The following is a 25,171-nucleotide window of genomic DNA, read 5'->3' as shown; positions in this document are numbered from 1 at the left end:
CCAGCTTTCCGGCCGCAAACAGACCCGCAATGGACACGATCAGCCGGCACATCTTCAAGCAGACCGTCACGGCGACGCTGATGATCCTCGCGACGCTAACGCTGATCGTCTGGATGACGACGGCCCTGCGGCGGATCGACGTCATGACCGAGCAGGGTCAGGGCTTCCTCATCTTTGTGCAGATCACCTTGCTCGCGCTGCCTCGTCTGGTGACCGCGGTTGCGCCGGTCGCGCTACTGATCGCAACGATCCACGTTCTCAACAGGCTGCACAACGACAGCGGGATCGTCATCCTGACGGCGGCCGGCGCGACGACGTGGCGGCTGATGCGCCCGTTCCTGCTGCTCGCCGGCCTCGTCTCCGTCTTCGTTCTGATTTCCAACGCTTATCTGACCCCTTACGGCTTGCGGATGCTGCGCGACTACATTACCGAGGTGCGTACCGATCTGATTTCGCAAGTGATTCAGCCGGGCAATTTCGTCACGCCGGAGGATGGCCTGACTTTCCACATCCGCGACCGTGAAGCGGACGGGACGCTGCGAGGCCTTATGGTGAATGACTCGCGGGAGGAGCAGCAGACGCTGACTTATCTCGCTGACCGCGGCCGCGTCATCGAGCAGGACGGACAGCCTTATATCATTATGCGCGAAGGCCATATTCACCGCGTCGATGGGGATCGCGATGAGGTCCAGGTCATCGCCTTCGACAGCTACATCTTCGACATCTCGGAGATGGGACCGGAGCGCGGCATGCGCAGCTATGAGCCGAAGGAGCGCATCCTGCCGGCGCTCTGGACCAAGCAGGGCCCCCATGACTGGCGCATCGAGAAACAGCCGGGCGACTTCCGCGCCGAGTTGCATGACCGGCTGTCCAACCCCCTGTATTCAATCGCCTTCGTGCTGGTTGCCGTTGCCATGCTCGGCTATGCGAGGACGACTCGTGAGGGGGCCAACCACACGGTGGCGCTGGTCTTCGTGACGTGCGTCGGCGCTCGCGGGTTGGGTCTCGCCATGACCAATATGGCGGATGAGGAGGTCTGGGCTGTACCCATGCTGTACGCCATTCCCATCGGCACGGTGATCGGCGCACTGGTCCTTGCGCAGCGCAACATGCGGCCGCACCAGGTCCGCAGGTTCGACATCAGGCTGCCGTCAATGTTGCGCGCCCTGCCGTTGCGGCTACGTGCCGGGCGCACGGTCACGGAGCGTTAAAGCCGCAGGAGAATGGGCGATGGGAACGCTTGGACGCTACATGGCGAAGCGCTTTGTCGTGTCGATACTTGGCGTCTTCTCGCTTTGTCTCGGGTTAATTTTCTTCATCGACTTCCTGGAAATCCTGCGGCGGGGCAGCGACCACGAAGCCGCGTCGATCGGTGAGCTCGTCCTGATCACGCTTCTGCGCCTGCCGAAGTTTGCCGAACTCACCCTGCCCTTTGCCGTGTTGATCGGCTCGATCGCCGCGTTCATGGCATTGAGCCGAACCTCCGAACTGACGGTTGTCCGCGCAGCCGGCATCTCCGCCTGGCAGTTCCTGCGACCCGGCCTCGTTGTGGCCCTCACGCTCGGGGTTCTCTCCACGACAATCTACAACCCGCTTGCGGCCTGGGCGAAGGCTTCGGCGGAGCGGCTCATGGGCGAAGTGTTGGGCGACGGCGGCGAGACGCTGCTCCACGAAAACCGCCCTGCCTGGCTGCGCCAGAACGGCGCCGACGGACCGTCCATCATCTATGCCGGAAACGTCGCCGACAAAGGCCTGACCCTGAGCGCGATCACGGTGTTGCAGTTTGACCGCAACCGCAAATTTCTTGAGCGGATCGAGGCCGATACAGCGCGCCTGCAGTCCGGGTATTGGGCGCTGGAAAATGCCCGTGTGACAAGTGAAAACGGGGGAACCCGCACATATGAAACGTATTTCATAAGCACTCATCTGGAGCGCCAGCATATTATGAACAGCATTACCGCCGCCAAGGGGGTCTCTTTCTGGGAGCTGCCGAAATACATCGAATTCGCGGAGCGTGCAGGTCTCGCCTCAGAGCGCTACAAACTTGAGTTCCAGCAGCTTCTGGCCCAACCAATACTTTTGGCAACGATGGTGCTGATCGCTGCCACCTGCTCCCTTCGATCCTTCCGTTTTGGCGGCATTCAGACTATGGTCATAGCCGGCTTGAGCGCGGGGTTCGCGTTTTTCGTATTCTCCGAACTTTCGCGCAAGGTGGGGGTATCAGGACTGGTCTCGCCGACGGTAGCGGCGTGGGCTCCAGTGCTCGTTGCGTGCTTCCTGGCAGCAACGATTCTGCTTCATCAGGAGGACGGCTGAGAAATGCGGAGAGGCTTTGCTGAACGCATGACTCACGCAACGGGCATAGTGTGTTCCGCACTCGCGCTGATCGTCGTCGCCCTTATCGCGGCGCCGCTGGCCGCTGGCGCGCAGGAAAGCCTTATCGAGCAGTCCTTCGGCGAGGCGGACAGCCAGCAGCCGCTGCTCCTTCAGGCGGACAATCTGATCTATGACCGCAAGAACGATCAGGTGATCGCCGAAGGCAACGTCGAGGTCTATTACAACAACTACAGCCTCGTTGCCGACGAACTGATCTATGACCAAAGGGCCGGGACGCTCCAAGCTGTTGGCAATGTCCGCATCAAGGAGCCGGACGGCGCGGTAGTGAAGGCGGACCGGATCGACCTGACCGATGATTTCAAGGACGGCTTCGTCCGCTCCCTGCGGATCGTGACCTCGGATGAAGAGCGCATCGCCGCGCGGCGCGCCTATCGCGAAGACGGCGAGACGACCGTGTTTGAGCAGGGGGCCTATACCCCCTGCAAGGTCTGCAAGGATCCGTCCGGCGAAGGCCCTCTATGGGAGATCAGGGCGCGCAAGATCATCCACGACAAGTCGGAAGGCAATATCTATTACGAGGACGCCACGCTGGAATTCCTCGGGCTGCCGATTGTCTACGTGCCCTATTTCTATCACCCAGACCCGACCGTTACGCGCCGCTCCGGGTTCCTCGCGCCGACTTTCCGGCAGTCCGACGAGCTGGGATTTGCCTACGAGCAGCCGTATTATTTCGCGCTGGCCCCAAACAAGGATCTGACGCTTGCGCCCGTGGTCACGACGGATGCCGGCACGCTCATCAAGGCAGACTGGCGCCATCGACTGGAGACGGGTCAATATCGCGTCCTCCTTGCAGGAGCTTACAATGAGGACCCGCCGGCGAACGCGCCAACCGACAGCTCGTTCCGCGGCTCGATCGAGACGCAAGGGAATTTCAGGATCGGCAGTTTCTGGAACTGGGGCTGGGACATCACCGCCGAGTCGGATGACACGTTCCGGCGCTTCTACAAGCTGGATGCCAAGACAGAAACGGAACGGAGCTCCGAGGTCTATCTGATCGGCCAGAGCGACCGGAATTATTTCAGCGCGCGCGCTTACAATTTCGTCAATCTCACTGAGCTGGAAGACCCTCAAGGCGAGGATCTCACGGATCGCGACACCCTGGTGCACCCGGTCATCGACTACAACTATATCGCAGATGACCCTGTATTGGGCGGGGAATTGGCCTGGAACACCAATGTCGTGTCGCTGACCCGCGACGAAGGGCCTGAATCACATCGTGTCGTGAGCGAAGTCGGCTGGCGGCGGACGCTGACCGACCCGATGGGCCAGCGCATCACGCCATTCGCCCAGGCGCGCGCAGATCTTTACAAATTTACCAGCTATGAGGAGCCCCTCGCCCCGGGTAGTGCCTCTACGCCTGCGGAGTTCCCCGGCGATACATTTACCCGGCAAATGTTGACTGGCGGCGCGGATTATCGCTTGCCGCTGGTGAAACATTCGTCCTGGGGCTCCCAGGTGATCGAGCCGGTGGCACAGGTCATCTTCCGCGCCGACAACGAGGACGGGACGAAGCCGCCGAACGAGGATGCGCAGAGCCTCGTCTTCGATGACACGCTCCTGTTTGATATCGACAAGTTCTCCGGCTATGACCGGCTGGAGACCGGCACGCGGGCGAACTACGGTGTCCAGTACACGCTGCAGTCCCATTACGGGTTCAGCATGCGTGCCGTCGCTGGCCAGAGCTATCAGATCGCCGGTTCCAACCCGTTCGATTCAGGCAGCGGGCTCGAAGAAGACCAGTCAGATTACGTCGCCGGAATGTATTTCGACGTACCGACCATGTTCCGCCTCGTCGCCCAGGCGCGCTTTGACGAGGACACCTTCGACGTCCGCCGACTCGACCTGATGGGGTCCGGCGAATACGGCCCTGTCCGCGGCGCGGTCAACTACGTGAAGGCCGATCCCCAGCCCGGTCTCGGGGTGTTCGAGGATCGCGAAGAACTCTTAGCTTCGGCAGCCCTGCAGGTAACGGACCTTTGGTCCGTGTTTGGCGACATTCGCTACAATTTCGAACTGGATGAAGCCCTTGAGCAGAGCATCGGCGTCAAATACGCATGCGAATGCTTCATGATGTCCGTGAAATACACAAAGTCGGAGATCGAGGACCGCGACATCGAACCGGAGGAAACGATCCTGGTCGGCTTCGAATTCAAGAACCTCGGCGGCGCAGACGTGCAAACGGATGTCACTGGGGGGTTCTCCGCGACCGATGGCGGCAATTAGACCTGAGGGCGCAAGTTGCCTGGGCAAAAGCCTGGTATCGCAGACAAGAAGAGCAATTTGTCGCCACAGTGTTTTTGAAGCTATCACGCGTGCAACTTGGTTCCTTTGACAAACGGGACGGCTTTCGCCGCCTCTCGGACGGCCGAACGCAAAACGGGCCTCAAGACATGAAGCTTCTACATTTCTTCTTTGCAGCCGGTGCGGCGCTCGCACTCGTGCTTCCGCAGACCGCCAACGCCGGCAACCTGAGCTACGTCGTCAAGGTCAATGGTGAGCCGATCACCTCCTATGACGTCTCCCAGCGTCAGAAATTCCTCGCCTTGACGAGCGGTGCGCTGGGCAAGCGGATGCGCGGCCTGCTGCAATCGGCGGAGACCAAGCAGAAGTTCCAGCAATTCATGCAGCAGCAGCGCCCGCAATCCCGCGCCGAGGCCCAGAAACTGCAGAAGGAATTCGTCAACCGACTGCAGAAGCAGGTGATGGCAGATATCAACCGCCAAACCCGCGACGAAGCCATCGAACAACTCATCGACGAGCGGCTGATGCTCCAGGAAGCAAAACGCCGCGAGGTCAGCGTCAGCGAGTCCGAGGTTGATGAGCGCCTGGCCCAAATGGCCAAGGCGAATAATAAGGACCGGACGGTTGATGAGTTTCTGGCGGCCTTCAAAAAGCAGGGCGTTGAAGTTGACACGATGCGCGAACGTATCCGTGCCCAACTGGCTTGGCGCGACACCATCCGCAAGCTCTACGGCTTCCGGATCGCCTCACTAGTCGGCAGCAGCGGCGAGGCTGCGCAAGCCGCCGCAGAAAGCGCCCGCGGCACGGTGTTTGATGTCCGACGTCTCCGACTGGCGGCCAGTGGCGGCGAAGGTGCGATCGCTCGCGCCTATGTGCGCGGACAGTCCATCCGCAAGCAGTTTTCCTCTTGCAGCGACCTGAGTAACCTCGCCCAGCGGGCGGGCGGTGCAAAGCTCGAGCGTCACGCTGGAAAGAAAGCGGCCTTTTTCCCGCGCGACGCGCGCCCGCTGCTTCTTCAGGCCAGCGCCGGGCAGATGCTGCCCCCGCTCGTCTCATCAGGAGGCGTTGACTTGTACGCGGTGTGCGGTAAGAAGACTCCGGAAGTCAAGAACACGGATGACGGGTCCTCTCAGTCGCGTTCGGACCGTCGGCAGCAGGAATTCCAGATCTATGCCCGGCGGCACCTTAAGGACCTGCGTCAGGACGCGCTGATCGAGCGGCGTTGACTCTCGCGGGCGTCACGCCCCGGCGGCGCGTCCCGCTTAGATCGGTTGTCGAAAGATGGCTGAGTTCAAACGCGCCGAACAGGCGGGCCCCCTCGCCCTGACAATGGGTGACCCGGCCGGTATCGGACCAGAAATCGCCATGAAGGCATGGTCCGCGCGGCGTGACACATCGATTCCCTGCTTTGCAATGATCGCTGACCCGGACCTCATGGCCCGGCGCGCTGACGCACTTCACTATACCATCCCGATTTCCGAGATCGACGCGCCGGTAGAGGCGAGCGAGGTCTTTGAGGAGACCCTGCCTGTCCTGCCGACACCAAAGCCGGTCAAGTCTTTCGAGGCGCGCGTGCCCGCCCCGGAAAATGCGCCCAGCGTCATCAGTGCGATCGAGCTGGGGGTCGAACTGGTCCTTTCGGGCCAGGCATCCGCCCTCGTGACCAATCCCATGTCAAAGGCCGTCGTGGCCGCCGCCGGTTTTGGTTTTCGGGGCCACACGGACCATCTCGGTGCGCTCGCGCAGCGCCACGGTCTGAACGCTACGCCCGTCATGATGCTGTATGGCGGGGGGTTGCGAACAGTGCCTGTCACGGTCCACATCGCGCTGCGCGACGTTCCGGAGGCGCTGACCGCTGAGCGGATCATCGAAACGGCCGTCATCACCCATCGTGCTTTGATCGAGGATTTCGGGATCGCCAAGCCGCGTATCGCGCTCACGGGGCTGAACCCGCACGCCGGCGAGGACGGCACCATGGGCACGGAAGAGCGCGACATTATAGATCCGGCCATTGCCGCCCTCGCCAACCAGGGCATCGAGACGCTTGGCCCGCTGCCAGCGGACACGGCGTTCCACGCTGAAGCCCGCCAGCGTTACGATGCGATCCTGGGGATGTACCACGATCAGGCGCTCATCCCGGTCAAGACGCTCGCCTTCGACGAGGGTGTGAACGTCACGCTTGGCTTGCCCTTCGTGCGCACATCGCCCGATCACGGCACCGCGTTCGACATAGCTGGCACCGGCAAGGCGCGGCCGGACAGCCTGATCGCCGCCCTCAGGCTGGCTGCCGACATGGCCGAGACTCGCCGGGGGCGGAAAGAGGGGCTCGCGTGAGCACGCCCGACGGGCTGCCGCCACTCCGCGAGGTGATCGCCAAACTCGGGCTGACCGCCCGCAAGAGCCTCGGCCAGAATTTCATCCTCGATCTCAACCTGACCCGGCGTATCGCCCGTGCGGCGGCGCCGCTCGACGATGTCACCGTGCTCGAAATCGGCCCCGGCCCCGGCGGCCTGACGCGCGCGCTGCTATTGGAAGGCGCGGCGAAAGTCGTGGCCATCGAACGGGATACGCGCTGCCGCCCCGCGCTGGAAGCGATTGCAGCCCACTATCCCGGACGCCTGGAGATCATCGAGGGTGACGCGCTGAGCGTCGATCAGGCCGCACTCGTGCAAGATGCGCCCGGCCCCGTTAAGGTCGTCGCCAACCTGCCCTATTCCGTCGCGACGCCGCTCCTGGTCGGCTGGCTTTCGGTGGAGCCGTGGCCACCCTGGTATGAGTTGCTGTGCCTGATGTTCCAGCGTGAGGTGGCAGACCGGCTGATCGCGACACCGGGCAGCAAGGTTTATGGCCGGCTCTCGGTGCTGGCCCAATGGCGCTGCGAGGTGCGGCTGGCGTTGACGCTACCACCGGCCGCCTTCACGCCGCCGCCGAAGGTCGCATCGGCCGTGGTGACGCTGACCCCGCGCGCCGCGCCGGCGCCGGCCTGCCGCCTCACCAGCCTGGCGGCCGTCACGGCTGCAGCCTTCGGGCAGCGCCGCAAGATGGTGCGGGCAAGCCTGGCGCGGCTGAGCGAAGACGCGGAGGAGTTGCTGGCCAAAGTCGGAATCGCCCCAACGGCCCGCGCGGAACAGCTCACCGTTGCGGATTTCGCGCGTCTCGCAGCCGCTTATGAGGCGCGGAAGGACAAGGCCGGCTAAAGCTCTTGCTGCAACTGCGCAACGAATTCGGGTAGCCGCGTCTGCCGCTCGCGCCGCAGACGCTCGGCCCGCAGAATTGCGCGAAGATTGGCAAGGCTCTGGTCAAAGTCGTCGTTGACGATCACGTACTGGTAGTCTTGCCAGGCGTCGATCTCGTGGGGCGCGCCGGCCAGGCGCTTCTCGATCACCTCGGGGCTTTCTGTTGCCCGGCTGCGTAGCCGGTGGCGCAGCGCCTCAGCCGAAGGCGGCAGGATGAAGACGCAGACGACATCATGCGGCGCAGCCTTGCGCAGCTGCGCCCCGCCCTGCCAATCAATGTCAAAGAGAACGTCGGAGCCCGCCTCCAGGGTTTGCTCAACGGGCATCTTCGGCGTGCCGTAGAGGTTGCCGAAAACATTCGCCCATTCGAGCAACTCGCCACGGTCACGCATTGCCGTGAACTGCTCCGGTGTGACGAACCAGTAGTCCACGCCGTCGGTCTCGGTCGGCCGCCGCGAGCGCGTTGTCACGGAGATAGAGGGCGCGATATCGCTTTCGACCTCAAGCAGCTTTCGGGCCAGGGAAGTCTTGCCGGCACCCGAGGGCGACGACAACACGAGCATGAAGCCCTTGCGCTGGGGCGCCTCCTGTGGCGTGGAGCCGGTTTCACCATGCTCGTGCATCGGCATCCTGCTCAAACATTACGGTTGCGTGCAGGACCAATAGCTTGAACCACACCGCGACCACAAGAGCGCAAATATTCATCGCGGCGCGCGCATCGGCAGCGGAATGGGCGGCGGCGCGGAGGCGGCCACGGCAGAGTCCTCGGCCATTGCCGCCATGGCTGCTGTCTCCGGCATCGGGCGGCTCGCGGTTTCGGTCGTCTGCGCTTCTTCAGCCTCAGCCTCGCGCTCAGCGGCCGCCTGTTCGGCGCGGATGCGCTTTTCGATCTTGCGCCATTCCGCCACGTTCCGGTTGTGCTCGGCCAGCGTTTCAGCAAAGACATGACCGCCTGTGCCGTCCGCAACGAAATACAGCGCGTCCGTTTCAGCCGGGCGCAAGACCGCCTCGATCGCAGCGCGACCCGGATTCGCGATCGGAGTCGGCGGCAGCCCCTTGATCACATAGGTGTTGTAGGGTGTCTCCTTGCGGATCTCGCTGCGGTAGATCGGCCGGCCGAGGGAGGCCTTGCCCCCGACAAGCCCGTAAATGATCGTGGGGTCTGAGGCGAGCCGCATCCCCTTGCGCAGCCGGTTGATGAACACGCCCGCCACCTTTGAGCGTTCATCAGCGAGCCCGGTCTCCTTTTCCACGATGGAGGCCAGAATCAGGGCTTCCTCCTTGGTCTCGATCGGCAGGTTCGGGTCGCGCGTGGGCCAGACCTTCTCGAGGAACTCGTCCTGGGCAGCCTGCATCCGCGCGATGATGTCGCTGCGCGGCGTGTTCCGCGCGAAGCGGTAGGTGTCGGGCATCAGGGAACCTTCTGGCGGGACCTCCTTGATCTCTCCAGAAAGTTCGGGAGTCGCGCGGAGCCGCTCCACCGTCTGCAGGCTGGTCCAGCCTTCGGGGATCGTCACCTTGTAGAGGATCGCGTCGCCCTCGATAAGCGTGTCGAGCACCGAGCGCATGGTCGCGCCGCTTTCGATGGCGTAGTCTCCCGCCTTGAGCTTGGCCTGCGCGCCGAAATAGAGGACGGCCGCCATGAAGATGCGGCGATCGTGAATGATGCCCTCACGCTCCAGCCGGCTGGCAATGGCGTTGACGCCTTCGCCGCGCGGGATCGTGATGACCGTGTCGTGCTTGAGCGGCCCGGCGCTATCAAACTGCATCTTCGCGTAATAGAATGCGCCGACGAAGCCGAGCATGCCGACGAACAGCGCGGTGAAAACCGCATTCATCAATGCGAACAATGGACGCTGACGCTGGCGCTTGGGCTTGCGCCCCTTGGGGGCCTCTGGTGGCTGGTCGGGTTCCAGCGCCTCGGACGGGCTGCGCGGCAGCACGCTGAAGTCGTTGCGGCCGCCGACATAGCTGTCCGAGGCGAAACGCTCGTCGCTGTCCCAGTCGTTCGAGCCGGTCGGCATTGTGACGAAAACCCTTGCGTTGCAGCGATCTATCGCAAATCGCTGACAAACTCGCGTTCAAATATGGCAAGAGGGCGGTCGCCCCGCCCCGGGCATCGCGCGTGCGCCCCGTTACTCTACGCGACGGATGATCAACGAAGCGTTGGTGCCGCCGAAGCCGAACGAGTTGCTCAGCACGGCATCCACGCGCGCCTTTTTCGCCTCGTGCGGCGTCAGGTCGATCGGCGTCTCGATCGATGGATTGTCCAGGTTCAGCGTCGGCGGGATGACCTCATCGCGCAGGACGAGCGTGGCGAAAATCGCCTCCGCCGCTCCGGCCGCCCCCAGGAGGTGCCCGACTGCAGATTTCGTCGAGGACATGATGAGGCCGTTGGCCGCCTCGCCGAACAGTCGCTCCACCGCCCCCACCTCGATCTCGTCGCCCATCGGGGTGGAGGTGCCGTGCGCGTTCACATAGCCGATCTCCCCGGGCGACATGCCGGCGTTCCTGAGCGCGGCCTCCATGCAGCGGTAGGCCCCGTCGCCGTTCTCTGCCGGCGCCGTGATGTGGTAGGCGTCGCCCGACAGTCCGTAGCCGACGACCTCGCCATAGATCGGTGCGCCGCGGGCCTTGGCGTGCTCATAGGATTCCAGCACCACGATTCCCGCACCCTCGCCCATCACGAAACCGTCGCGGTCGCGGTCAAACGGGCGCGAGGCGCGCTGAGGCTGATCGTTGAAGCTCGTCGAGAGCGCCCGCGCTGCCGAGAACCCGGCGACCGACAGCCGGCACAGCGGCGATTCCGTGCCGCCCGCGACCATCACGTCCGCGTCACCGAGCGCCACCAGGCGATAGGCATCGCCGATTGCGTGGGTCCCTGTCGAACAAGCCGTCACGACCGCGTGGTTCGGGCCCTTGAAGCCATAGCGGATCGACACATAACCGCCGGCCAGATTGATCAGCCGCCCCGGAATGAAGAACGGGCTGATACGCCTCGGCCCCTTGTCCGCCATAAGCAGCGAGGCGTGTTCGATTCCCTGTAGACCACCGATGCCGGATCCGATCAGGACCCCAGTGCGTATCTGATCCTCGTACCTGTCGGGTTTCCAGCCGGCGTCGGTCAGGGCCTGCTCGGTGGCTGCCATCGCAAAGACGATGAAATCATCGACCTTGCGTTGTTCTTTCGGCTCCATCCAGTCGTCGGGATTATACTCCCCTTCGCCGTTGCCCTTGGGAATGAAGCAGGCGACCTTGCATGGCAGATCGTCCGTGGGGAACTCGTCGATGCGCTTCGCGCCGCTTTCGCCCGCGACGATCCGGCGCCAGGACGCATCCACGCCACAGCCAAGCGGGGAGACAAGACCCATTCCGGTGATGACAACACGGCGGAAGGGAACGGACGGAGGAGTGTGGGCCATGAACGACTCACTGCGTAGGTTGAAGGGAATACCCGCCCTGCGGGTCGATGACCATCAAGGCGTGCGATTTATCGGCCGATGACCGATACCGGGTATCCCCGACGGACCATGATGTTCACGAACCAGCGTTCTCTTCCAGGAACTTGATCGCATCCCCGACCGTCTGAATGGTCTCAGCGGCGTCGTCCGGGATCTCGCAGTTGAATTCTTCCTCGAACGCCATCACCAGCTCGACCGTGTCGAGGCTGTCGGCCCCCAGATCGTCGATAAAGCTTGCATTCGGCTGCACTTTATCGGCTTCGACGCCAAGATGCTCCACGACGATCTTCGTCACGCGTTCGGAGATATCGCTCATTTTCGCCTCGCTGTGATGAGAATGTACTCAACCTTAAGCCATAGTAGGGATTTAGACTTGGGCTGGGCTAGCGCGCAACCCTTTGTGCGTTTGGGGCTCCGCCAGAGGGCGGATAGCGGCTGCGACCGGACATCCGGTTGCGCCCCGCCTGCGCGAAAGCACGGGTTGTTAACACGTTTCCAAATGCCTGACCAGTCGTCCCATACTGGTCGTCCACGCAGGCGACTGGGACATTCTGCGGTCTCTGGAAGGCGGGCATCATCGGCTCAGACCATTGCCATGCCGCCGTTGACGTGCAGGGTCTCGCCGGTCACATAGCCCGCTTCGTTGCTGGCCAAATAAACCGCGGCAGCGGCGATATCGCTGGGCTTGCCGAATGTGCCCGAGGGGATCGCGGCGGCGATGGTCTCGACCTGCTTGTCGTTCAGTTCGCCGGTCATCGCGGTTTCGATGAAACCTGGCGCGATGCAGTTCGCCGTGATGCCGCGCGGTGCGACTTCGCGGGCGAGCGACTTCGTCATCCCGACCATGCCCGCTTTCGATGCGGCGTAATTCCCCTGCCCCGGATTGCCGATCACGCCGGAGATCGAGGCAATGTTGATGATACGCCCGAAGCGACGCTTCATCATCCCGCGCAACGCGCCCCGGCAAACGAGGAAGGTTGCAGTCAGGTTCACCTGAATGACCTGATCCCACTCCTCGTCCTTCATCCGCATGAACAGGTTGTCGCGGGTGATGCCGGCGTTATTCACGACGATGTCGAGACGACCCAGCGCCTCTTCCGCCTGGCCCGGCAGGGCGCTCACGGCGTCGCGGTCGGAGAGATCGCATGGCAGGGTCGCGACACGCTCGCCCAGCTGCGCGGCAAGCTCATCCAGCCGCTGCTTGCGCGTCCCGGACAGTGCCACGTGCGCGCCCTGGCGGTGCAGCGCCGCGGCCAGTTCCGCGCCGATGCCGCCGGTTGCGCCGGTTACCAGCGCGCAGCGTCCCGTCAAGTCGAACATTGAGAGCCTCACCCTGCCCTTGGTTCTCGGATTGCCTCGTCTTTCGCTCAAGCCTGTGCGCCGAGCGCCTTGCTAGCGGCGTCAATATCCTCAGCGGTGCCGATAGACTTGGTCTCCAGCTCACGCGAGATGCGCCGCGCCAGCCCGCTCAGCACCTTGCCCGCGCCGATTTCGTAAATGCGGGTTATGCCTTCACCGGCCATGAATTCGATCGTCTCCCGCCAGCGGACCGTGCCGGTCACCTGCTCGACCAGACGCTGGCGCAGTTCATCCGGCTCGCTCTCAGGCCGGGCCCGCACATTGACCACGACGGGCACACTCGGGGCCTTGATCGTCACCTCGTTCAGGGCTTCGGCCATGCGATCGGCCGCCGGCTGCATCAGCTCACAATGGAACGGCGCACTGACGGGCAGCAGCACGCTGCGCCGCGCGCCCCGTTCGCGCGCCAGCTCCACCGCGCGGTCAACCGCCGCCCTCGAACCGCTGATGACAACCTGCCCCGGCGCGTTGTCGTTCGCCACCTGGCAGACATCGCTCTCGGCGGCCTTGCGGGCCACGTCGTGCACCGTGTCGAGGTCGAGCCCCATCAGCGCGGCCATCGCGCCGGCGCCGACCGGCACCGCCTGCTGCATGGCCTGCCCGCGCGTGCGCAGTAGCCGCGCCGCATCAGCGATGGACAGCGATCCGGCGGCGGCCAGCGCGGAGTATTCACCTAGTGAATGGCCAGCGACATAGCGCGCCTGATCGGCCAGCGAAAACCCATGCTCCTGTTCCAGCACGCGCATCACCGCCATCGACACCGCCATCAGCGCGGGCTGTGCGTTTTCGGTGAGCGTCAACTCATCCTCCGGCCCCTCGCGCATCAGCCCCGAGAGGTCCTGACCGAGCACCTCATCCACTTCCTCGAAGACCGCGCGGGCGGCCGCGAAGTTGCGGGCGAGGTCGACGCCCATGCCGACATGCTGGCTGCCCTGGCCGGGGAATGTAAAAGCCGCCTGCGTCATCTGTTCGGTTCGCGCTGGGATCGGGTATTTCAGGCTCGTTGGTATTCTGCGATTTCAGTGGCGCGCCCGGCGCTGGGCGTCCGTCGCAAGCGCACGCGCTGGGTGCAGCCTCCCGACTGCTCGTTAACCCAATCGACGTGCGGTCAAAGACACTGTTTGCAGCCGGCTTGTCAAGACCGCCGGCCGCTCCGGCCGTGACCACGCCGCGAGCGCCCCCTCATGCGCCGGTTCTTTATGGCAAATTTTTGTTGCATGAGCGCGCCCCGGCGCACTAAATAAGGCGCAAGTTTCGGCTGGAGGCTGAACGGTCGCCTGTTGGCGCGCCGGTGTTTCCGCTCTTTTGACGGTCTTCCTTTGAGCCTTTCCGCAAACTCGCACCGGGCTCAAAAGAGGCTTTGCGCCGAAACGAAAACATGAAGGAAAGGCGAAAGATCATGCCACAGTATGAGCATGTGTTTCTCGCGCGGCAGGATGTGTCCGCGCAGCAGGCCCAGAGTCTGCTGGAAGAGTTCTCCAAGGTCATCAACGACAACGGCGGCCAGGTCGGGAAGACCGAGTACTGGGGCCTGAAGCCGCTGGCCTACAAGATCAAGAAGAACCGCAAGGCGCACTATCACATGATGAACATCGACGCGCCGCACGAGGCGGTTGCCGAAATGGAGCGTCAAATGCGCCTGTCGGGTGACGTCATCCGTTTCCTGACCCTTCGCGTCGGGGAACTGGACGACAAGCCCTCGCCGATGATGAAGCGCTCCGAAGAACGGCGCGGCTCGCGGCGCGGCGGACGTGGTGGAGGTCAGGAATGACGGATATTTCCCAGCTTCCAGTCCGGCGCCCCTTCCACCGGCGGCGCAAGACCTGCCCGTTCTCCGGTGAGAACGCGCCGAAGATCGACTACAAGGACGTCAAGCTGTTGCAGCGTTTCGTCTCCGAGCGCGGGAAGATCGTGCCGAGCCGCATTACCGCCGTCTCGGCCAAGAAGCAGCGTGAACTGGCGCGCGCCATCAAGCGGGCGCGTTTCCTCGGTCTTCTGCCCTACGTCGTGAAATAATCCGCCGGACCACGGCGGGGGTTGGGACGGCGCCCAAGTGCGACGTCTCTAACCGCTACGCAAAAAGCGGGACAGCTTGTGATGAACAACCCTGCCGTGATCGGCGCTCTGGCCGGCCTCGTTTCGGCGCTGATTTTCGTCTCTGCGGCGACGAGCGCCGTGGCGGCTGCGCTGCTCGTCTATATCACGCCTTTGCCCTTGATGATCGCGGGGCTCGGCTGGGGTATCAGGGCCAGCCTGATTGGCCTCGGCGTCGGCATGCTGATCGCCGCCGCGCTTTTCAGCATCAACGTCTCGCTCACCTATGCGCTGATGCTGGCCGGGCCTGCAGCGCTTCTGGTTTATCTCGCGCTGCTGAGCCGTCCCGAGCCGCAGGCGCCGGGCGGGCTGGCATGGTATCCTCCGGGACGTCTGATCGCTTGGGCCGCGCTGATTGCGGGTGCGATCGGCGGTGGCTCCGCGGTGGTGCTCGCGGCGGGCACGGGCGATTACGATACAAGCGTGCGCCAGCTATTCGACGAGACACTGCTGCCCGCGCTGCAGCAGGGCGAGCAGGAGCTGACCGAAGAGCAGATCAACCAGACCGTGAAGTTCATGGGCGGTATCCTGCCCGGCGCCGTTGCCGCAGTCTGGCTGCTGATCATGCTCATCAACATCTGGCTCGGCGGCAAGATCGCCTCGGTCTCCGGCCGGCTGATCCGACCCTGGCCGAGCCTGTCGGACATGGAATACCCGCGCTTTCTGCCGATCGCCTTCCTTGTGGCCCTGGTCGGCACCATGCTTTTCGCGGGGCTGACCGCAGCGATCGCCTCGGCGTTCACCGGCGCCATCCTGCTGGCTTATCTGCTGATGGGCCTTGTGGTCATCCATGTGATCACGCGCGGCAGCACGTTTCAGCCGCTGGTTCTCGTGCTCCTTTATGTCGGGATCGTTCTTGTCGGGTGGCTCGGGCTGCTCGTGGCGCTTCTCGGCGTGGCAGAGCCGCTTCTGCGGCTGCGCCAACGGGCTCAGGAACGTCGGGACAGCTCCGGTCCGCCGGATGGGCCAAGGCCCGATTAGGTTTTTGGCGGCGCTGAACGCCGCCTGCGCAATTTCAGAAACAACGAACGGAGAACGGTGACATGCAGGTGATTCTGTTGGAAAGGGTCGGCAAGCTCGGCCAGATGGGTGACGTCGTGACCGTGCGCGACGGCCATGCCCGCAACTATCTGCTGCCGCAGGGCAAAGCTCTGCGCGCCACGAAGGACAACATCGCCCGGTTCGAGCGCGAGCGGGCGCAGATCGAGGCACGGAACCTGGAACTGCGCAAGGAGGCCGAAGCGGTGGCCGAAAAGCTGGATGGCGAGAGTTTCGTGGCGATCCGCCAGGCCAGCGACACCGGCCAACTCTACGGCTCGGTGAGCACGCGCGACATCGCCAATCTGGTCTCGGAGGCCGGCACTTCGATCAACCGTAGCCAGGTGTTGCTCGATCGGCCGATCAAGACGCTGGGCCTGCATCAGGTGCGCGTCCAGCTTCACCCGGAAGTCGACGTGCACATCACCCTCAACGTCGCCCGCTCGCAGGATGAGGCCGACCTGCAGGCACAGGGACAGGACGTCACAGCAATCCGCGAGGAGACCGAGTACGAGCACGTCTCGCGCGAGGAGCTTGAGGAAGAGTTCTTCGAGCCGGGCGTGGAGCCGGAAGCGGAGACCGTGAGCGAGACCGGCGAGGAAGCCGAAGAATCGGAAAAGCCGGCGGAGTAAGGGGCCCGCCCCCGCCCCGGCGGCCACTGTCGATTTTCGGCCGGTGGCGGGGGAACAAAAAGTTTGCTACCGTCGTTGTCGTATACGCAGCGCGCCGCGCTGGTCTTGGGAGAAAGAAAACGACGGGCAACACCGCGGGCCGATAATGTCACCGCTCTGGTTACTTCTGGACCGGGTCGTAACCTCGGGAAACCTGACCTTCATTGACGCTGACGGCCGTGCGCGCACTTACGGCGACAATACCGGGCCGCAGGTCGTGGTTCGCCTTCACGACAAGCCGGTCGAATGGCGGATCGCGCTTGACCCCGGCCTGGCGATCGCCGAAGCCTTCATGGACGCCCGGCTCAACCTGGAACAGGGCAGCGTTTACGAGTTTCTCGAACTTCTCATCAGGAACACCCAGCGGACGGGGCCTCCGGGAAGCGCACGGCTACTCGACCGGATGCGCTACGCGACACGGTGGGCGCGCCAGTACAATCCGGTCGGCCGCGCGGCGCGGAATGCCTCGCACCACTACGACATCCCGCCAGAAATCTATGACCTGTTCCTGGACCCGGACTGGCAGTATTCCTGCGCCTACTTCCCGCACGAAAACGTCGATCTGGCCGAGGCCCAGCGGGCCAAGAAGCGCCACATCGCGGCCAAGCTGCGGGTGTCACCGGGCCAGGACGTGCTCGACATCGGCTCCGGTTGGGGCGGGCTTGGCTTGTCACTCGCTCAGCTGGCAGATGCGCGCGTCACCGGCATCACCCTGAGCAACGAACAGCTCCGCCGCGCCCGTGAGCGTGCAAAGAAGATGGGGCTGGATAGTCAGGTCCGTTTCGAACTGCGCGACTACCGCAAAGTCGAGGAGAAGTTCGATCGGATCGTCTCGGTCGGCATGTTCGAGCACGTCGGCGTGAACCACTATCAGGAGTTCTTCAATCAGGTTTACAAGCTCCTGAAGGATGATGGCGTGGCGTTGCTGCATTCGATAGGGCGGTCCGACACGCCGGGCATCACCAACCCCTTCATCGAGAAATACATCTTCCCCGGCGGCTACATCCCTTCGCTCAGCGAGGTGATCCCGGCCATCGAGCGCGCAGGACTGGTCGTCGCAGACATCGAAATTCTTCGGCTGCATTATGCCCACACACTACGCGCCTGGCGCGACGCCTTCATGGCGCGGCGGGACGAGGCCAAGCGGCTGATGGGCGAGCGGTTCTGCCGGATGTGGGAGTTCTACCTCGCCGGGTCCGAGCTGGCCTTCCGATATCAGGGGATGATGGTGTTCCAGATCCAGCTCATCAAGCAGGTCGACGCCCTGCCGCTCACGCGCGACTATATGGTCGAGGACGAACGGCGTCTGGAGGCTATCGAAGCCGGCGGCGGTCAGCGCCCACGCCTCGCCGGCACCTGATCCCGGCGGTCACGCGCGATCCATCAGAGAAAGGATGTTCCTTCCCGGATCGTGTCCGGGACAGGCTTTTTCGGATCGCGCTCTCGCGATTCGCCACGGTCAATTTCCTGCCGCACGAATCACCCCTTCTCTGTGCATATCGCGTATAGCGGGGAGACGGCGGGTGATAACGCCCCACCGCAAAGTGGAATCGCGATATGTCTTCGGCCATGAGCACGAACCAAGCAAATACGGCTGTTCTCGCGCAGGACAACGCGCTGCCGTTCCGCCAGGCGCCGCACAATATCGAGGCGGAACAGGCGTTGCTGGGCGCGATTCTGATCAACAACAACGCCTTTGACCGGGTCTCGGCCTTTCTCGCGGCGGAGCATTTTTACGATCCACTGCACGCGCGCATCTACGAGACCGCTGCGAAGCTCATCCAGGCCGGCAAGCAGGCGACGCCGATCACGCTCAAGACGTTTTTCGAGGCCGAGGAGCCGATCGGCGGACTGACCGTGCCGCAATATCTCGGGCGGCTCGCGGCCAATGCCGTCAGCGTCATCAACGCGCACGACTACGGCCGGACCATCTACGACCTCGCCGTGCGCCGGAATCTGATCATCGTTGGCGAGGACATGGTCAACACGGCCTATGATTCGCCCGTCGACATGCCGCCCGAAGCGCAGATCGAGGATGCCGAGCAGCGCCTGTTCGAGCTTGCGGAAAAAGGCAAATACGGCGCCGGCTTCATGTCCTTCTCGACCGCGCTCACGGACGCGATCGAAATGGCCTCGCACGCCTATGAGCGCGACGGGCATTTGTCCGGCTTGTCGACCGGGCTGCATGACCTCGACCGGACAATGGGCGGACTGCAGAAATCCGACCTCATCATCCTCGCCGGCCGCCCATCCATGGGCAAGACGGCCCTCGCGACCAATGTGGCCTTCAACGTCGCGAAGGCACATCGGACCGAGACCGATGCCGAAGGCAACGAAAAAACGGTGGATGGCGGTGTCGTCGGGTTCTTCTCGCTCGAAATGTCTGCCGAACAGCTGGCAACGCGCATCATCGCAGAGCAGGCCGAGATCCCGTCCGAGCGCATCCGCCGCGGCATGATCGACGAGAGCGAATTCCGGCGGCTGGTCGAGGTCACGCAGCAGATGCAAAGCATCCCGCTTTACATCGACCATACCGGTGGCATATCGGTCGCGCAGCTCGCGGCCCGCGCGCGCAAGCTCAAGCGCCAGAAGGGTCTCGACCTGATCGTGGTCGACTATGTCCAGCTCCTCGCCGGCACCTCAAAGCGCGCCTCGGACAGCCGCGTTCAGGAAATCACCGAGATCACCACCGGCCTGAAGGCGCTCGCCAAGGAGCTGGACGTCCCGATCATCGCGCTGTCGCAATTGTCGCGTCAGGTGGAACAGCGCGAGGACAAGCGCCCACAGCTGGCGGACTTGCGCGAATCCGGCTCCATCGAGCAGGATGCCGACGTCGTGCTGTTCGTGTTCCGCGAGGAGTACTACGTGCAGCGTCAGGAGCCTTCGACGACCAAGGTCGAGGAGCACCAGAAGTGGCAGGACGAGATGGACCAGGTGCAGGGCATCGCGGAGGTCATCATCGGCAAGCAGCGCCACGGCCCGACGGGCACCGTGCGCCTGCAGTTCAGCGCCGACGTGACCCGCTTCTCCGACCTGGCGCGCGCCGGGCAGGAACCGGATGGATGGGGCTGAGCAAAGACTGAACGAGACAACGTGGCCGCACACGGCGGGGCATATTGCGCCCGATCCGCGGGATACGGCGCTGCTGCTGATTGACCTCGACGCGCTGCGGGCGAATTACCGGCGGCTGCGCGATATGGCGCCCGGCGCGGAGACGGCAGCAGTGGTCAAGGCCGACGGATACGGCCTGGGTGCGGTGCCCTGCGCGCGGGCGCTGGCCGCAGAGGGCGCGCGGACCTTCTTTGTCGCCACGCTGGGCGAGGCGCTGGATCTGCGCCCGGCCCTGCCCGAGGCGACTATTTACGTGCTTGACGGGCTGGCGCCGGGCGCGGCGGAGCATTTCGTTGCCGCGCAGTTGCGGCCCGTTCTCGGCGATCTTGCGGAGATCGAAGAGTGGGCCGGCTACTGCCGGGCGACCGGCTACGCGGGACCGGCGGCCATCCACCTCGACACCGGCTTCAACCGTCTCGGCCTCGACATGACGGGGGTCCAGGCGCTTGCCGCGCGCCCTGAATGGCTGGAGGCGTTCGACCCGGCTCTCGTCATGAGCCATCTGGCCTGCGCCGACACCCAGGGCGACCCCAAGACGGATGTCCAAGCCACCCTGTTCGACGAGATGCGCGCGCTGCTGCCCCCGGCGCCGGCCAGCCTCGCAGCCTCTGGCGGCATACAGCTCGGCCCGCGTTATCATTACGACATGACGCGGGCGGGCGTGGCGCTCTACGGCGGGCAGGCGCTCGAGGGCGCGCCGCCGATGCAGCCGGTCGTTACGCTGCTGGCGCGCATCGCCACTGTGCGGGAGGCAGGCCCCGGTGACACGGTCGGTTACGGCGCGGCGCACACGCTGACCCGCCCGTCGCGCATCGCCATTGTCACGGCGGGCTATGCCGACGGCTACATCCGCTTGCTGGGCGGCAGCGACGCGCGGGAAGGCGCGCATGGCTTCATCGGCCCGCACAAGGTGCCAGTCCTCGGCCGCGTCTCGATGGATCTGACCGCCTTCGATGTCACCAACGTCCCCGGTGCGCTGGCCCGGCGCGGCGGTTGGATCGAACTTCTGGGCCCGCGCCTGACGGTCGACGAGCTCGCCGCCCGCGCCCAGACCATCGGCTACGAAGTGCTGACCAGCCTCGGCCCGCGCTACACACGCCACTTCATCGGCGGCTGACGGCGATGGCCCGCGCGAACACCGTTTACATCTGCCAGAGCTGCGGCGCATCTTCCGCGCGCTGGGCCGGCAAATGCGCTGCTTGCGGGGCGTGGAACGCCCTGAGCGAGGAGCCGGTTGCCGCGCCCTCCGGCGGAAAGCGCGCACGCAAGAAATCAGGCGGTGTCAAGCTGCTGCGCCTCGATGAAGGCGGCGGGCGGATCGCGCACGCCCCCACCGGCATCGGCGAGTTTGACCGCGTGCTCGGCGGCGGGCTGGTGCCCGGTTCGGCCGTGCTGCTCGGCGGCGACCCCGGTATCGGCAAATCCACCCTGCTCCTGCAGACCGCTGCGGCCATTGCGCAGGCCGGCCATGACGCCCTTTATTTTTCCGGCGAGGAAGCAGCAGACCAGATCGGCCTGCGCGCCGAACGGCTCGGCGTGGCCTCAGCGCCCCTGCGGGTGGCGACCGAGACCAACGTGGAGCGCATCCTCGCGACGATCGACGCGGAAGGCCCGGCCGACCTCATCGTCATCGACTCGATTCAGACGCTGTGGTCGGACACGCTGGAATCCGCGCCTGGCACCGTCAGCCAGGTGCGCGCCTCGGCCCAGGCGCTCATCGCCCACGCCAAGCGCACAGGGGGCGCGCTGTTCCTCGTCGGCCATGTCACCAAGGAAGGCCAGATCGCCGGCCCCAAGGTGGTCGAGCACATGGTCGACACGGTGCTCTATTTCGAGGGGGACAGCACGCAGCATTACCGCCTGCTGCGGTCGATGAAGAACCGCTTCGGACCGGCGGGGGAGATCGGCGCCTTCGAGATGCGCGGCAGCGGCCTGCATCCGGTCAGCAACGCCTCGCAGCTTTTCCTCGGCGAGCGCGGCGAAAATGCGCCCGGTGCTGCGGTGTTTGCCGGCGTGGAGGGCACGAGGCCGCTATTGGTCGAAATCCAGGCGCTGGTCGCCCCGACCGTCTTCCCCTCCCCGCGCCGTGCGGTCGTCGGATGGGATGCCAACCGGCTTGCAATGCTGCTTGCCGTCCTCGAAGCGCGTTGCGGGATTCGCCTCAGTGGGCATGACGTTTACCTGAACGTGGCAGGTGGCTTGCGCATTGCCGAACCCGCGGCCGATCTTGCCGTTGCCGCTGCCCTGATATCGGCACTTTCCGGCGTTGCACTCCAAGCGGATTGCGTTTATTTCGGTGAAGTCAGTTTGTCCGGCGCGATCCGCTCGGTACGCCAATCCGATACAAGACTGCGTGAAGCAGCAAAGCTGGGGTTCGGCGCCGCCGTCGTGCCGGCGTCTGCAGAGATCGACGAGGCCTCATGCGGGCTCAGCGTGGCGCGCATGGGACATCTCAGGGGGCTGGCCGCGCAGCTTGCCGGCGCGGAACCGCCAGCGCGTTCCACTTCCGTTTGATGCCGTGACGACGGGCAGATCGCGCCGTCGCGCATGGAGAGGGGTTTCCGGGCAATGCCGATTCAGTGGCTCGATGTCATCCTGATCGTGATCATGTTCATCTCCGCGTTCCTGGCCATGCTGCGCGGGCTGACGCGGGAGATGCTGTCCATCGTCTCGTGGGCGCTCGCAGCGGTGGCCGCGCTGTTCGCCTACCCGGCCTACCGGGACACGGCACGGCAGTATGTCGAGCCACCGATGCTGGCCGACGGCGTCCTGATCGGGACCGTCTTCATTGTCACGCTGATCGTCGTGAGCCTGATCACCGTGCGCATATCCGATTATATCCTGGACAGCCGGGTCGGCGCGCTGGACCGGACCCTCGGCTTCGTCTTCGGGCTGGCGCGCGGGCTGATACTTGTCGTGATCGCCTACGAGCTGTTGAGCATGCTCGTGCCCAAGGAAACGCACCCTCGCTGGGTAACTGAGGCCCGCTCGCTGCCGGTGATCGAAAGCACCGGCTCGGCCATCATTTCCTTGCTGCCGGACAACCCGGCCTCGGTGTTCCGAGAGGACGGCGAACCTGGCTAGACCGGGTGGGTCAGGCTAATCCTTTCGCGCGAAATGGTTTCTACGGCCTGTTGAAGCGTCACAAAACTGACATTTTGACGTTGCGTGCGCCGCAACAATGCGCATATTGGCAGTGTATGCGAAACGGGTCGTGCGCGACCTGCAGCTCCAACAGGTGATGGAGCTTGGCTGATGGCCGCTGACAATTTCCTTCATGACGACAAACTCCGCGAGGAATGCGGGGTGTTCGGGATCTTCGGGCACGAGGATGCCGCGCCGCTGACCGTCCTCGGGCTGCACGCGCTGCAACACCGCGGGCAAGAAGCCGCCGGCATCGTGTCCTATGACGGCGAGCACTTCCACTCCGAGCGCCGGCTGGGACTCGTCGGAGACCAGTTCACCAAGAAATCGGTCGTGGACCGGTTGAAAGGGCACGCCGCCGTCGGGCATGTCCGCTATTCCACGACGGGTGAGACCGCGATCCGCAACGTCCAGCCGCTGTTCGCGGATCTTTCGGGCGGCGGCTTCGCGCTGGCGCATAACGGCAACTTGACCAATGCGCTGAAGATACGCGAAGAACTGATTGCCTCCGGCGCAATCTGCCAGTCGACCTCGGACACCGAAGTCATCATGCATCTTGTGGCGCGCAGCCGGAAGCAGCGCCTTGTCGAGCGGCTCATCGACGCGCTTCTACAGATCGAAGGCGGCTATGCGCTGGTCGCCGTGACCAACAAGAAGCTCATCGGCGCGCGTGATCCTCTTGGCCTGCGCCCGCTCGTGCTGGGCAAGCTGGATGGCGCCTATGTCTTTGCCTCGGAAACCTGCGCGCTCGACATCATTGGCGCGGAGTTCGTGCGCGAAGTCGACAACGGCGAGGTGGTGGTGGTCACGAAGGACGGGATCGAAAGCCACCGGCCCTTCCCGCCACGCACACCGCGCCCCTGCCTCTTCGAATATATCTACTTCGCCCGCCCCGATTCCATCGTCGGCGGGCGCAGTGTTTACGAGGTCCGCAAGAACTTCGGCGCGCAGCTTGCTATCGAAGCGCCCGCAGATGCCGACGTCGTAGTGCCGGTCCCCGATTCGGGTGTGCCTTCAGCGATCGGCTATGCGCAGCAGTCCGGACTGCCGTTCGAACTGGGGATCATTCGCAACCAGTATGTCGGCCGTACCTTCATCGAGCCTGAGCAGCGCATCCGCAAGCTGGGCGTGAAGCTGAAGCACAGCGGCAACAGCGCCGCGATCCGCGGCAAGCGCATCGTGCTCATTGACGACAGCATCGTGCGCGGCACCACCTCCATCAAGATCGTGCAGATGATGTATGAGAAGGGTGCGCGGGAGGTGCATATGCGCGTGGCCTGTCCGCCGATCACCTACCCTGACTTCTACGGCATCGACACGCCGGAGAAGGCCAAGCTGCTGGCTTCGCACCACTCGCTTGAGGAAATGCGCCAGTTCATCGGCGTGGAGAGCCTGGCTTTCCTGTCGGTGGACGGTATCTATCGCGCGCTGGGCTACGATGGGCGCGATGCAACGAACCCGCAATTCGCCGACCACTATTTCACGGGCGACTATCCCACGCCGTTGGTGGACCAGGACGACAATCAGCCCCATCGCCAGCTCTCACTGCTGGCCGAAGCAAGCTGAGCCGCTAAGCGCATGTCCGAGCATTCCTCGCACCAGGAGACGGCCAAGCGACTGGCCGGGCGCACAGCCGTCATTACAGGCGCCTCACGCGGGATCGGCCGGGCGGTCGCGATTGGCTTCGCGCGCGAAGGCGCGCATGTCATTGCCATCGCGCGGACCAAGGGCGCGCTGGAAGAACTTGACGACGACATCAAGGCCGAAGGCGGCTCCTGCTCGCTGATCACGCTGAACCTCAAACAGGGCGACAAGGTGGACGCGCTCGGGCCGACGCTCTATCAACGCTGGCCACACATCGACATCTTCGTCGCGAATGCCGGCGTGCTCGGCACGCTGACGCCGGTTGCGCATATCCAGGACCGCGACTGGGACGAGGTACTGGCCGTCAACGTCTCGGCGAATATGCGCCTCATCCGCACGCTGGACCCGCTCCTGCGCCGCTCGGATTCCGGGCGGGCGATCTTCGTCTCGTCGGGCGTCGCAGAGACGCCGCGCGCTTATTGGGGGGAGTATGCGACCTCGAAGGCCGCGTTGGAGACGCTGGCGCTGACCTATGCCGCCGAAACGGCCTCCACGCTGGTGCGCGTCAACATCATCAATCCGGGCCGCACCCGCACGGCGATGCGCGCCGCCGCCTACCCCGGCGAAGACCCGGCAACGCTCAAGCCGCCGGAGGCCGTCGTGCCGTTGTTCGTTGATCTGGCTGCTCCTGACTGTGACGTGACCGGCCAGCGATTCGATTACGAGGATTACGCGAAGAAAGCCGGCTCTATCTAGAGCCCTTTTCGCTCACCACGACCCATGTCATGCCCGTGCTTGACACGGGCATCTATGACTGCGGCCATCGGGTATCGAC

23 protein-coding genes are annotated in these 25,171 nt (G+C 64.2%); 17 read left to right on the top strand and 6 right to left on the bottom strand.

Annotated features, from left to right (window positions below; genetic code table 11):
- Positions 1–29 precede the first annotated feature (29 nt).
- The 6 genes from lptF (at position 30) to rsmA (ending at position 7,835) form a co-directional block, all read left to right on the top strand.
- Entirely contained in the window at positions 30–1,211 is a 1,182-nt protein-coding gene (gene lptF / locus BXY53_RS07825) for an LPS export ABC transporter permease LptF (RefSeq protein ID WP_119061274.1), read from the top strand.
- 19 nt (positions 1,212–1,230) lie between these two features.
- Entirely contained in the window at positions 1,231–2,316 is a 1,086-nt protein-coding gene (gene lptG / locus BXY53_RS07820; protein WP_119061273.1) for an LPS export ABC transporter permease LptG, read from the top strand.
- A gap of 27 nt (positions 2,317–2,343) precedes the next feature.
- Complete coding sequence (locus BXY53_RS07815) at positions 2,344–4,620, top strand: LPS-assembly protein LptD (RefSeq protein ID WP_170144375.1); 2,277 nt, start codon at positions 2,344–2,346, stop codon at positions 4,618–4,620.
- 89 nt (positions 4,621–4,709) lie between these two features.
- Positions 4,710–5,864: a SurA N-terminal domain-containing protein gene (locus BXY53_RS07810; protein WP_170144374.1), complete on the top strand. Its 1,155-nt coding sequence runs from the start codon at positions 4,710–4,712 to the stop codon at positions 5,862–5,864.
- Positions 5,865–5,919: 55 nt separating this feature from the next.
- A complete protein-coding gene (gene pdxA, locus BXY53_RS07805; RefSeq protein ID WP_119061270.1) occupies positions 5,920–6,972 on the top strand; it encodes a 4-hydroxythreonine-4-phosphate dehydrogenase PdxA in 1,053 nt (350 codons plus the stop codon).
- A complete protein-coding gene (rsmA, locus tag BXY53_RS07800) occupies positions 6,969–7,835 on the top strand; it encodes a 16S rRNA (adenine(1518)-N(6)/adenine(1519)-N(6))-dimethyltransferase RsmA (protein ID WP_119061269.1) in 867 nt (288 codons plus the stop codon). Before pdxA ends, rsmA begins: the two co-directional genes overlap by 4 nt.
- Here the strand turns inward: rsmA and gmk are convergent.
- From gmk to fabD, 6 genes are all read right to left on the bottom strand, one after another.
- On the bottom strand, positions 7,832–8,497 hold the full coding sequence (gene gmk / locus BXY53_RS07795) for a guanylate kinase (protein WP_119061830.1): 666 nt from the start codon (positions 8,495–8,497) through the stop codon (positions 7,832–7,834). The two genes, rsmA and gmk, sit on opposite strands and share 4 nt — an antisense overlap.
- 78 nt (positions 8,498–8,575) lie before the next feature.
- A complete protein-coding gene (mltG, locus tag BXY53_RS07790; protein WP_119061268.1) occupies positions 8,576–9,898 on the bottom strand; it encodes an endolytic transglycosylase MltG in 1,323 nt (440 codons plus the stop codon).
- A 111-nt stretch (positions 9,899–10,009) separates the two neighbouring features.
- On the bottom strand, positions 10,010–11,296 hold the full coding sequence (gene fabF, locus BXY53_RS07785) for a beta-ketoacyl-ACP synthase II (protein ID WP_119061267.1): 1,287 nt from the start codon (positions 11,294–11,296) through the stop codon (positions 10,010–10,012).
- A gap of 115 nt (positions 11,297–11,411) precedes the next feature.
- Positions 11,412–11,651, bottom strand: coding sequence for an acyl carrier protein (locus tag BXY53_RS07780; RefSeq protein WP_119061266.1), 240 nt, complete (start codon positions 11,649–11,651; stop codon positions 11,412–11,414).
- A 266-nt stretch (positions 11,652–11,917) separates the two neighbouring features.
- Complete coding sequence (fabG, locus tag BXY53_RS07775; protein WP_119061265.1) at positions 11,918–12,655, bottom strand: 3-oxoacyl-[acyl-carrier-protein] reductase; 738 nt, start codon at positions 12,653–12,655, stop codon at positions 11,918–11,920.
- 47 nt (positions 12,656–12,702) lie between these two features.
- The gene (fabD, locus tag BXY53_RS07770) at positions 12,703–13,659 is read right to left on the bottom strand and encodes an ACP S-malonyltransferase (protein ID WP_119061264.1); all 957 of its coding nucleotides are present in this window, start codon (positions 13,657–13,659) and stop codon (positions 12,703–12,705) included.
- Positions 13,660–14,093: 434 nt separating this feature from the next.
- Here fabD and rpsF point away from each other — a divergent pair, with 434 nt between their 5' ends.
- The 11 genes from rpsF (at position 14,094) to BXY53_RS07715 (ending at position 25,092) form a co-directional block, all read left to right on the top strand.
- Complete coding sequence (gene rpsF / locus BXY53_RS07765) at positions 14,094–14,465, top strand: 30S ribosomal protein S6 (RefSeq protein WP_119061829.1); 372 nt, start codon at positions 14,094–14,096, stop codon at positions 14,463–14,465.
- Positions 14,462–14,710, top strand: coding sequence for a 30S ribosomal protein S18 (gene rpsR / locus BXY53_RS07760; RefSeq protein WP_119061263.1), 249 nt, complete (start codon positions 14,462–14,464; stop codon positions 14,708–14,710). Before rpsF ends, rpsR begins: the two co-directional genes overlap by 4 nt.
- A gap of 81 nt (positions 14,711–14,791) precedes the next feature.
- Positions 14,792–15,769, top strand: a complete 978-nt coding sequence (locus tag BXY53_RS07755) for a DUF2232 domain-containing protein (RefSeq protein ID WP_119061262.1) — start codon at positions 14,792–14,794, stop codon at positions 15,767–15,769.
- A 62-nt stretch (positions 15,770–15,831) separates the two neighbouring features.
- The gene (gene rplI / locus BXY53_RS07750) at positions 15,832–16,458 is read left to right on the top strand and encodes a 50S ribosomal protein L9 (RefSeq protein WP_119061261.1); all 627 of its coding nucleotides are present in this window, start codon (positions 15,832–15,834) and stop codon (positions 16,456–16,458) included.
- 145 nt (positions 16,459–16,603) lie between these two features.
- A complete protein-coding gene (locus BXY53_RS07745; protein ID WP_119061260.1) occupies positions 16,604–17,857 on the top strand; it encodes a cyclopropane fatty acid synthase in 1,254 nt (417 codons plus the stop codon).
- A gap of 209 nt (positions 17,858–18,066) precedes the next feature.
- A complete protein-coding gene (locus BXY53_RS07740) occupies positions 18,067–19,569 on the top strand; it encodes a replicative DNA helicase (RefSeq protein WP_119061259.1) in 1,503 nt (500 codons plus the stop codon).
- Positions 19,556–20,725 (top strand): alanine racemase, encoded by a 1,170-nt coding sequence (gene alr / locus BXY53_RS07735; protein WP_119061258.1) that lies wholly within the window; start codon positions 19,556–19,558, stop codon positions 20,723–20,725. The genes BXY53_RS07740 and alr overlap by 14 nt, the downstream gene beginning before the upstream one ends.
- 5 nt (positions 20,726–20,730) lie before the next feature.
- Complete coding sequence (gene radA / locus BXY53_RS07730; protein WP_119061257.1) at positions 20,731–22,122, top strand: DNA repair protein RadA; 1,392 nt, start codon at positions 20,731–20,733, stop codon at positions 22,120–22,122.
- 54 nt (positions 22,123–22,176) lie between these two features.
- The gene (locus BXY53_RS07725; protein ID WP_170144373.1) at positions 22,177–22,692 is read left to right on the top strand and encodes a CvpA family protein; all 516 of its coding nucleotides are present in this window, start codon (positions 22,177–22,179) and stop codon (positions 22,690–22,692) included.
- Between the two features lie 171 nt (positions 22,693–22,863).
- A complete protein-coding gene (gene purF / locus BXY53_RS07720) occupies positions 22,864–24,318 on the top strand; it encodes an amidophosphoribosyltransferase (RefSeq protein WP_119061255.1) in 1,455 nt (484 codons plus the stop codon).
- Positions 24,319–24,330: 12 nt separating this feature from the next.
- Positions 24,331–25,092 carry an SDR family NAD(P)-dependent oxidoreductase gene (locus BXY53_RS07715; protein ID WP_119061254.1) on the top strand — a complete coding sequence of 254 codons (762 nt, stop codon included), beginning with the start codon at positions 24,331–24,333 and terminating at the stop codon, positions 25,090–25,092.
- The last annotated feature ends 79 nt before the right edge of the window (positions 25,093–25,171 follow it).

The organism is Dichotomicrobium thermohalophilum, assembly GCF_003550175.1.
GTDB lineage: Bacteria > Pseudomonadota > Alphaproteobacteria > Rhizobiales > Rhodomicrobiaceae > Dichotomicrobium > Dichotomicrobium thermohalophilum.
The sequence above is the reverse complement of the archived record's forward strand: the minus strand, read 5'-3'. Positions and strand labels throughout refer to the sequence as shown.

Excerpts from the sequence above, each read along its gene's own strand:
- lptF (WP_119061274.1), top strand. The coding sequence starts at position 30 with ATGGACACGATCAGCCGGCACATCTTCAAGCAGACCGTCACGGCGACG.
- lptG (WP_119061273.1), top strand. The coding sequence starts at position 1,231 with ATGGGAACGCTTGGACGCTACATGGCGAAGCGCTTTGTCGTGTCGATA.
- BXY53_RS07815 (WP_170144375.1), top strand. The coding sequence starts at position 2,344 with ATGACTCACGCAACGGGCATAGTGTGTTCCGCACTCGCGCTGATCGTC.
- pdxA (WP_119061270.1), top strand. The coding sequence starts at position 5,920 with ATGGCTGAGTTCAAACGCGCCGAACAGGCGGGCCCCCTCGCCCTGACA.
- gmk (WP_119061830.1), bottom strand. The coding sequence starts at position 8,497 with ATGCACGAGCATGGTGAAACCGGCTCCACGCCACAGGAGGCGCCCCAG.
- mltG (WP_119061268.1), bottom strand. The coding sequence starts at position 9,898 with ATGCCGACCGGCTCGAACGACTGGGACAGCGACGAGCGTTTCGCCTCG.
- fabF (WP_119061267.1), bottom strand. The coding sequence starts at position 11,296 with ATGGCCCACACTCCTCCGTCCGTTCCCTTCCGCCGTGTTGTCATCACC.
- BXY53_RS07780 (WP_119061266.1), bottom strand. The coding sequence starts at position 11,651 with ATGAGCGATATCTCCGAACGCGTGACGAAGATCGTCGTGGAGCATCTT.
- fabG (WP_119061265.1), bottom strand. The coding sequence starts at position 12,655 with ATGTTCGACTTGACGGGACGCTGCGCGCTGGTAACCGGCGCAACCGGC.
- fabD (WP_119061264.1), bottom strand. The coding sequence starts at position 13,659 with ATGACGCAGGCGGCTTTTACATTCCCCGGCCAGGGCAGCCAGCATGTC.
- rpsF (WP_119061829.1), top strand. The coding sequence starts at position 14,094 with ATGCCACAGTATGAGCATGTGTTTCTCGCGCGGCAGGATGTGTCCGCG.
- rpsR (WP_119061263.1), top strand. The coding sequence starts at position 14,462 with ATGACGGATATTTCCCAGCTTCCAGTCCGGCGCCCCTTCCACCGGCGG.
- BXY53_RS07755 (WP_119061262.1), top strand. The coding sequence starts at position 14,792 with ATGAACAACCCTGCCGTGATCGGCGCTCTGGCCGGCCTCGTTTCGGCG.
- rplI (WP_119061261.1), top strand. The coding sequence starts at position 15,832 with ATGCAGGTGATTCTGTTGGAAAGGGTCGGCAAGCTCGGCCAGATGGGT.
- BXY53_RS07745 (WP_119061260.1), top strand. The coding sequence starts at position 16,604 with ATGTCACCGCTCTGGTTACTTCTGGACCGGGTCGTAACCTCGGGAAAC.
- BXY53_RS07740 (WP_119061259.1), top strand. The coding sequence starts at position 18,067 with ATGAGCACGAACCAAGCAAATACGGCTGTTCTCGCGCAGGACAACGCG.
- alr (WP_119061258.1), top strand. The coding sequence starts at position 19,556 with ATGGATGGGGCTGAGCAAAGACTGAACGAGACAACGTGGCCGCACACG.
- radA (WP_119061257.1), top strand. The coding sequence starts at position 20,731 with ATGGCCCGCGCGAACACCGTTTACATCTGCCAGAGCTGCGGCGCATCT.
- BXY53_RS07725 (WP_170144373.1), top strand. The coding sequence starts at position 22,177 with ATGCCGATTCAGTGGCTCGATGTCATCCTGATCGTGATCATGTTCATC.
- purF (WP_119061255.1), top strand. The coding sequence starts at position 22,864 with ATGGCCGCTGACAATTTCCTTCATGACGACAAACTCCGCGAGGAATGC.
- BXY53_RS07715 (WP_119061254.1), top strand. The coding sequence starts at position 24,331 with ATGTCCGAGCATTCCTCGCACCAGGAGACGGCCAAGCGACTGGCCGGG.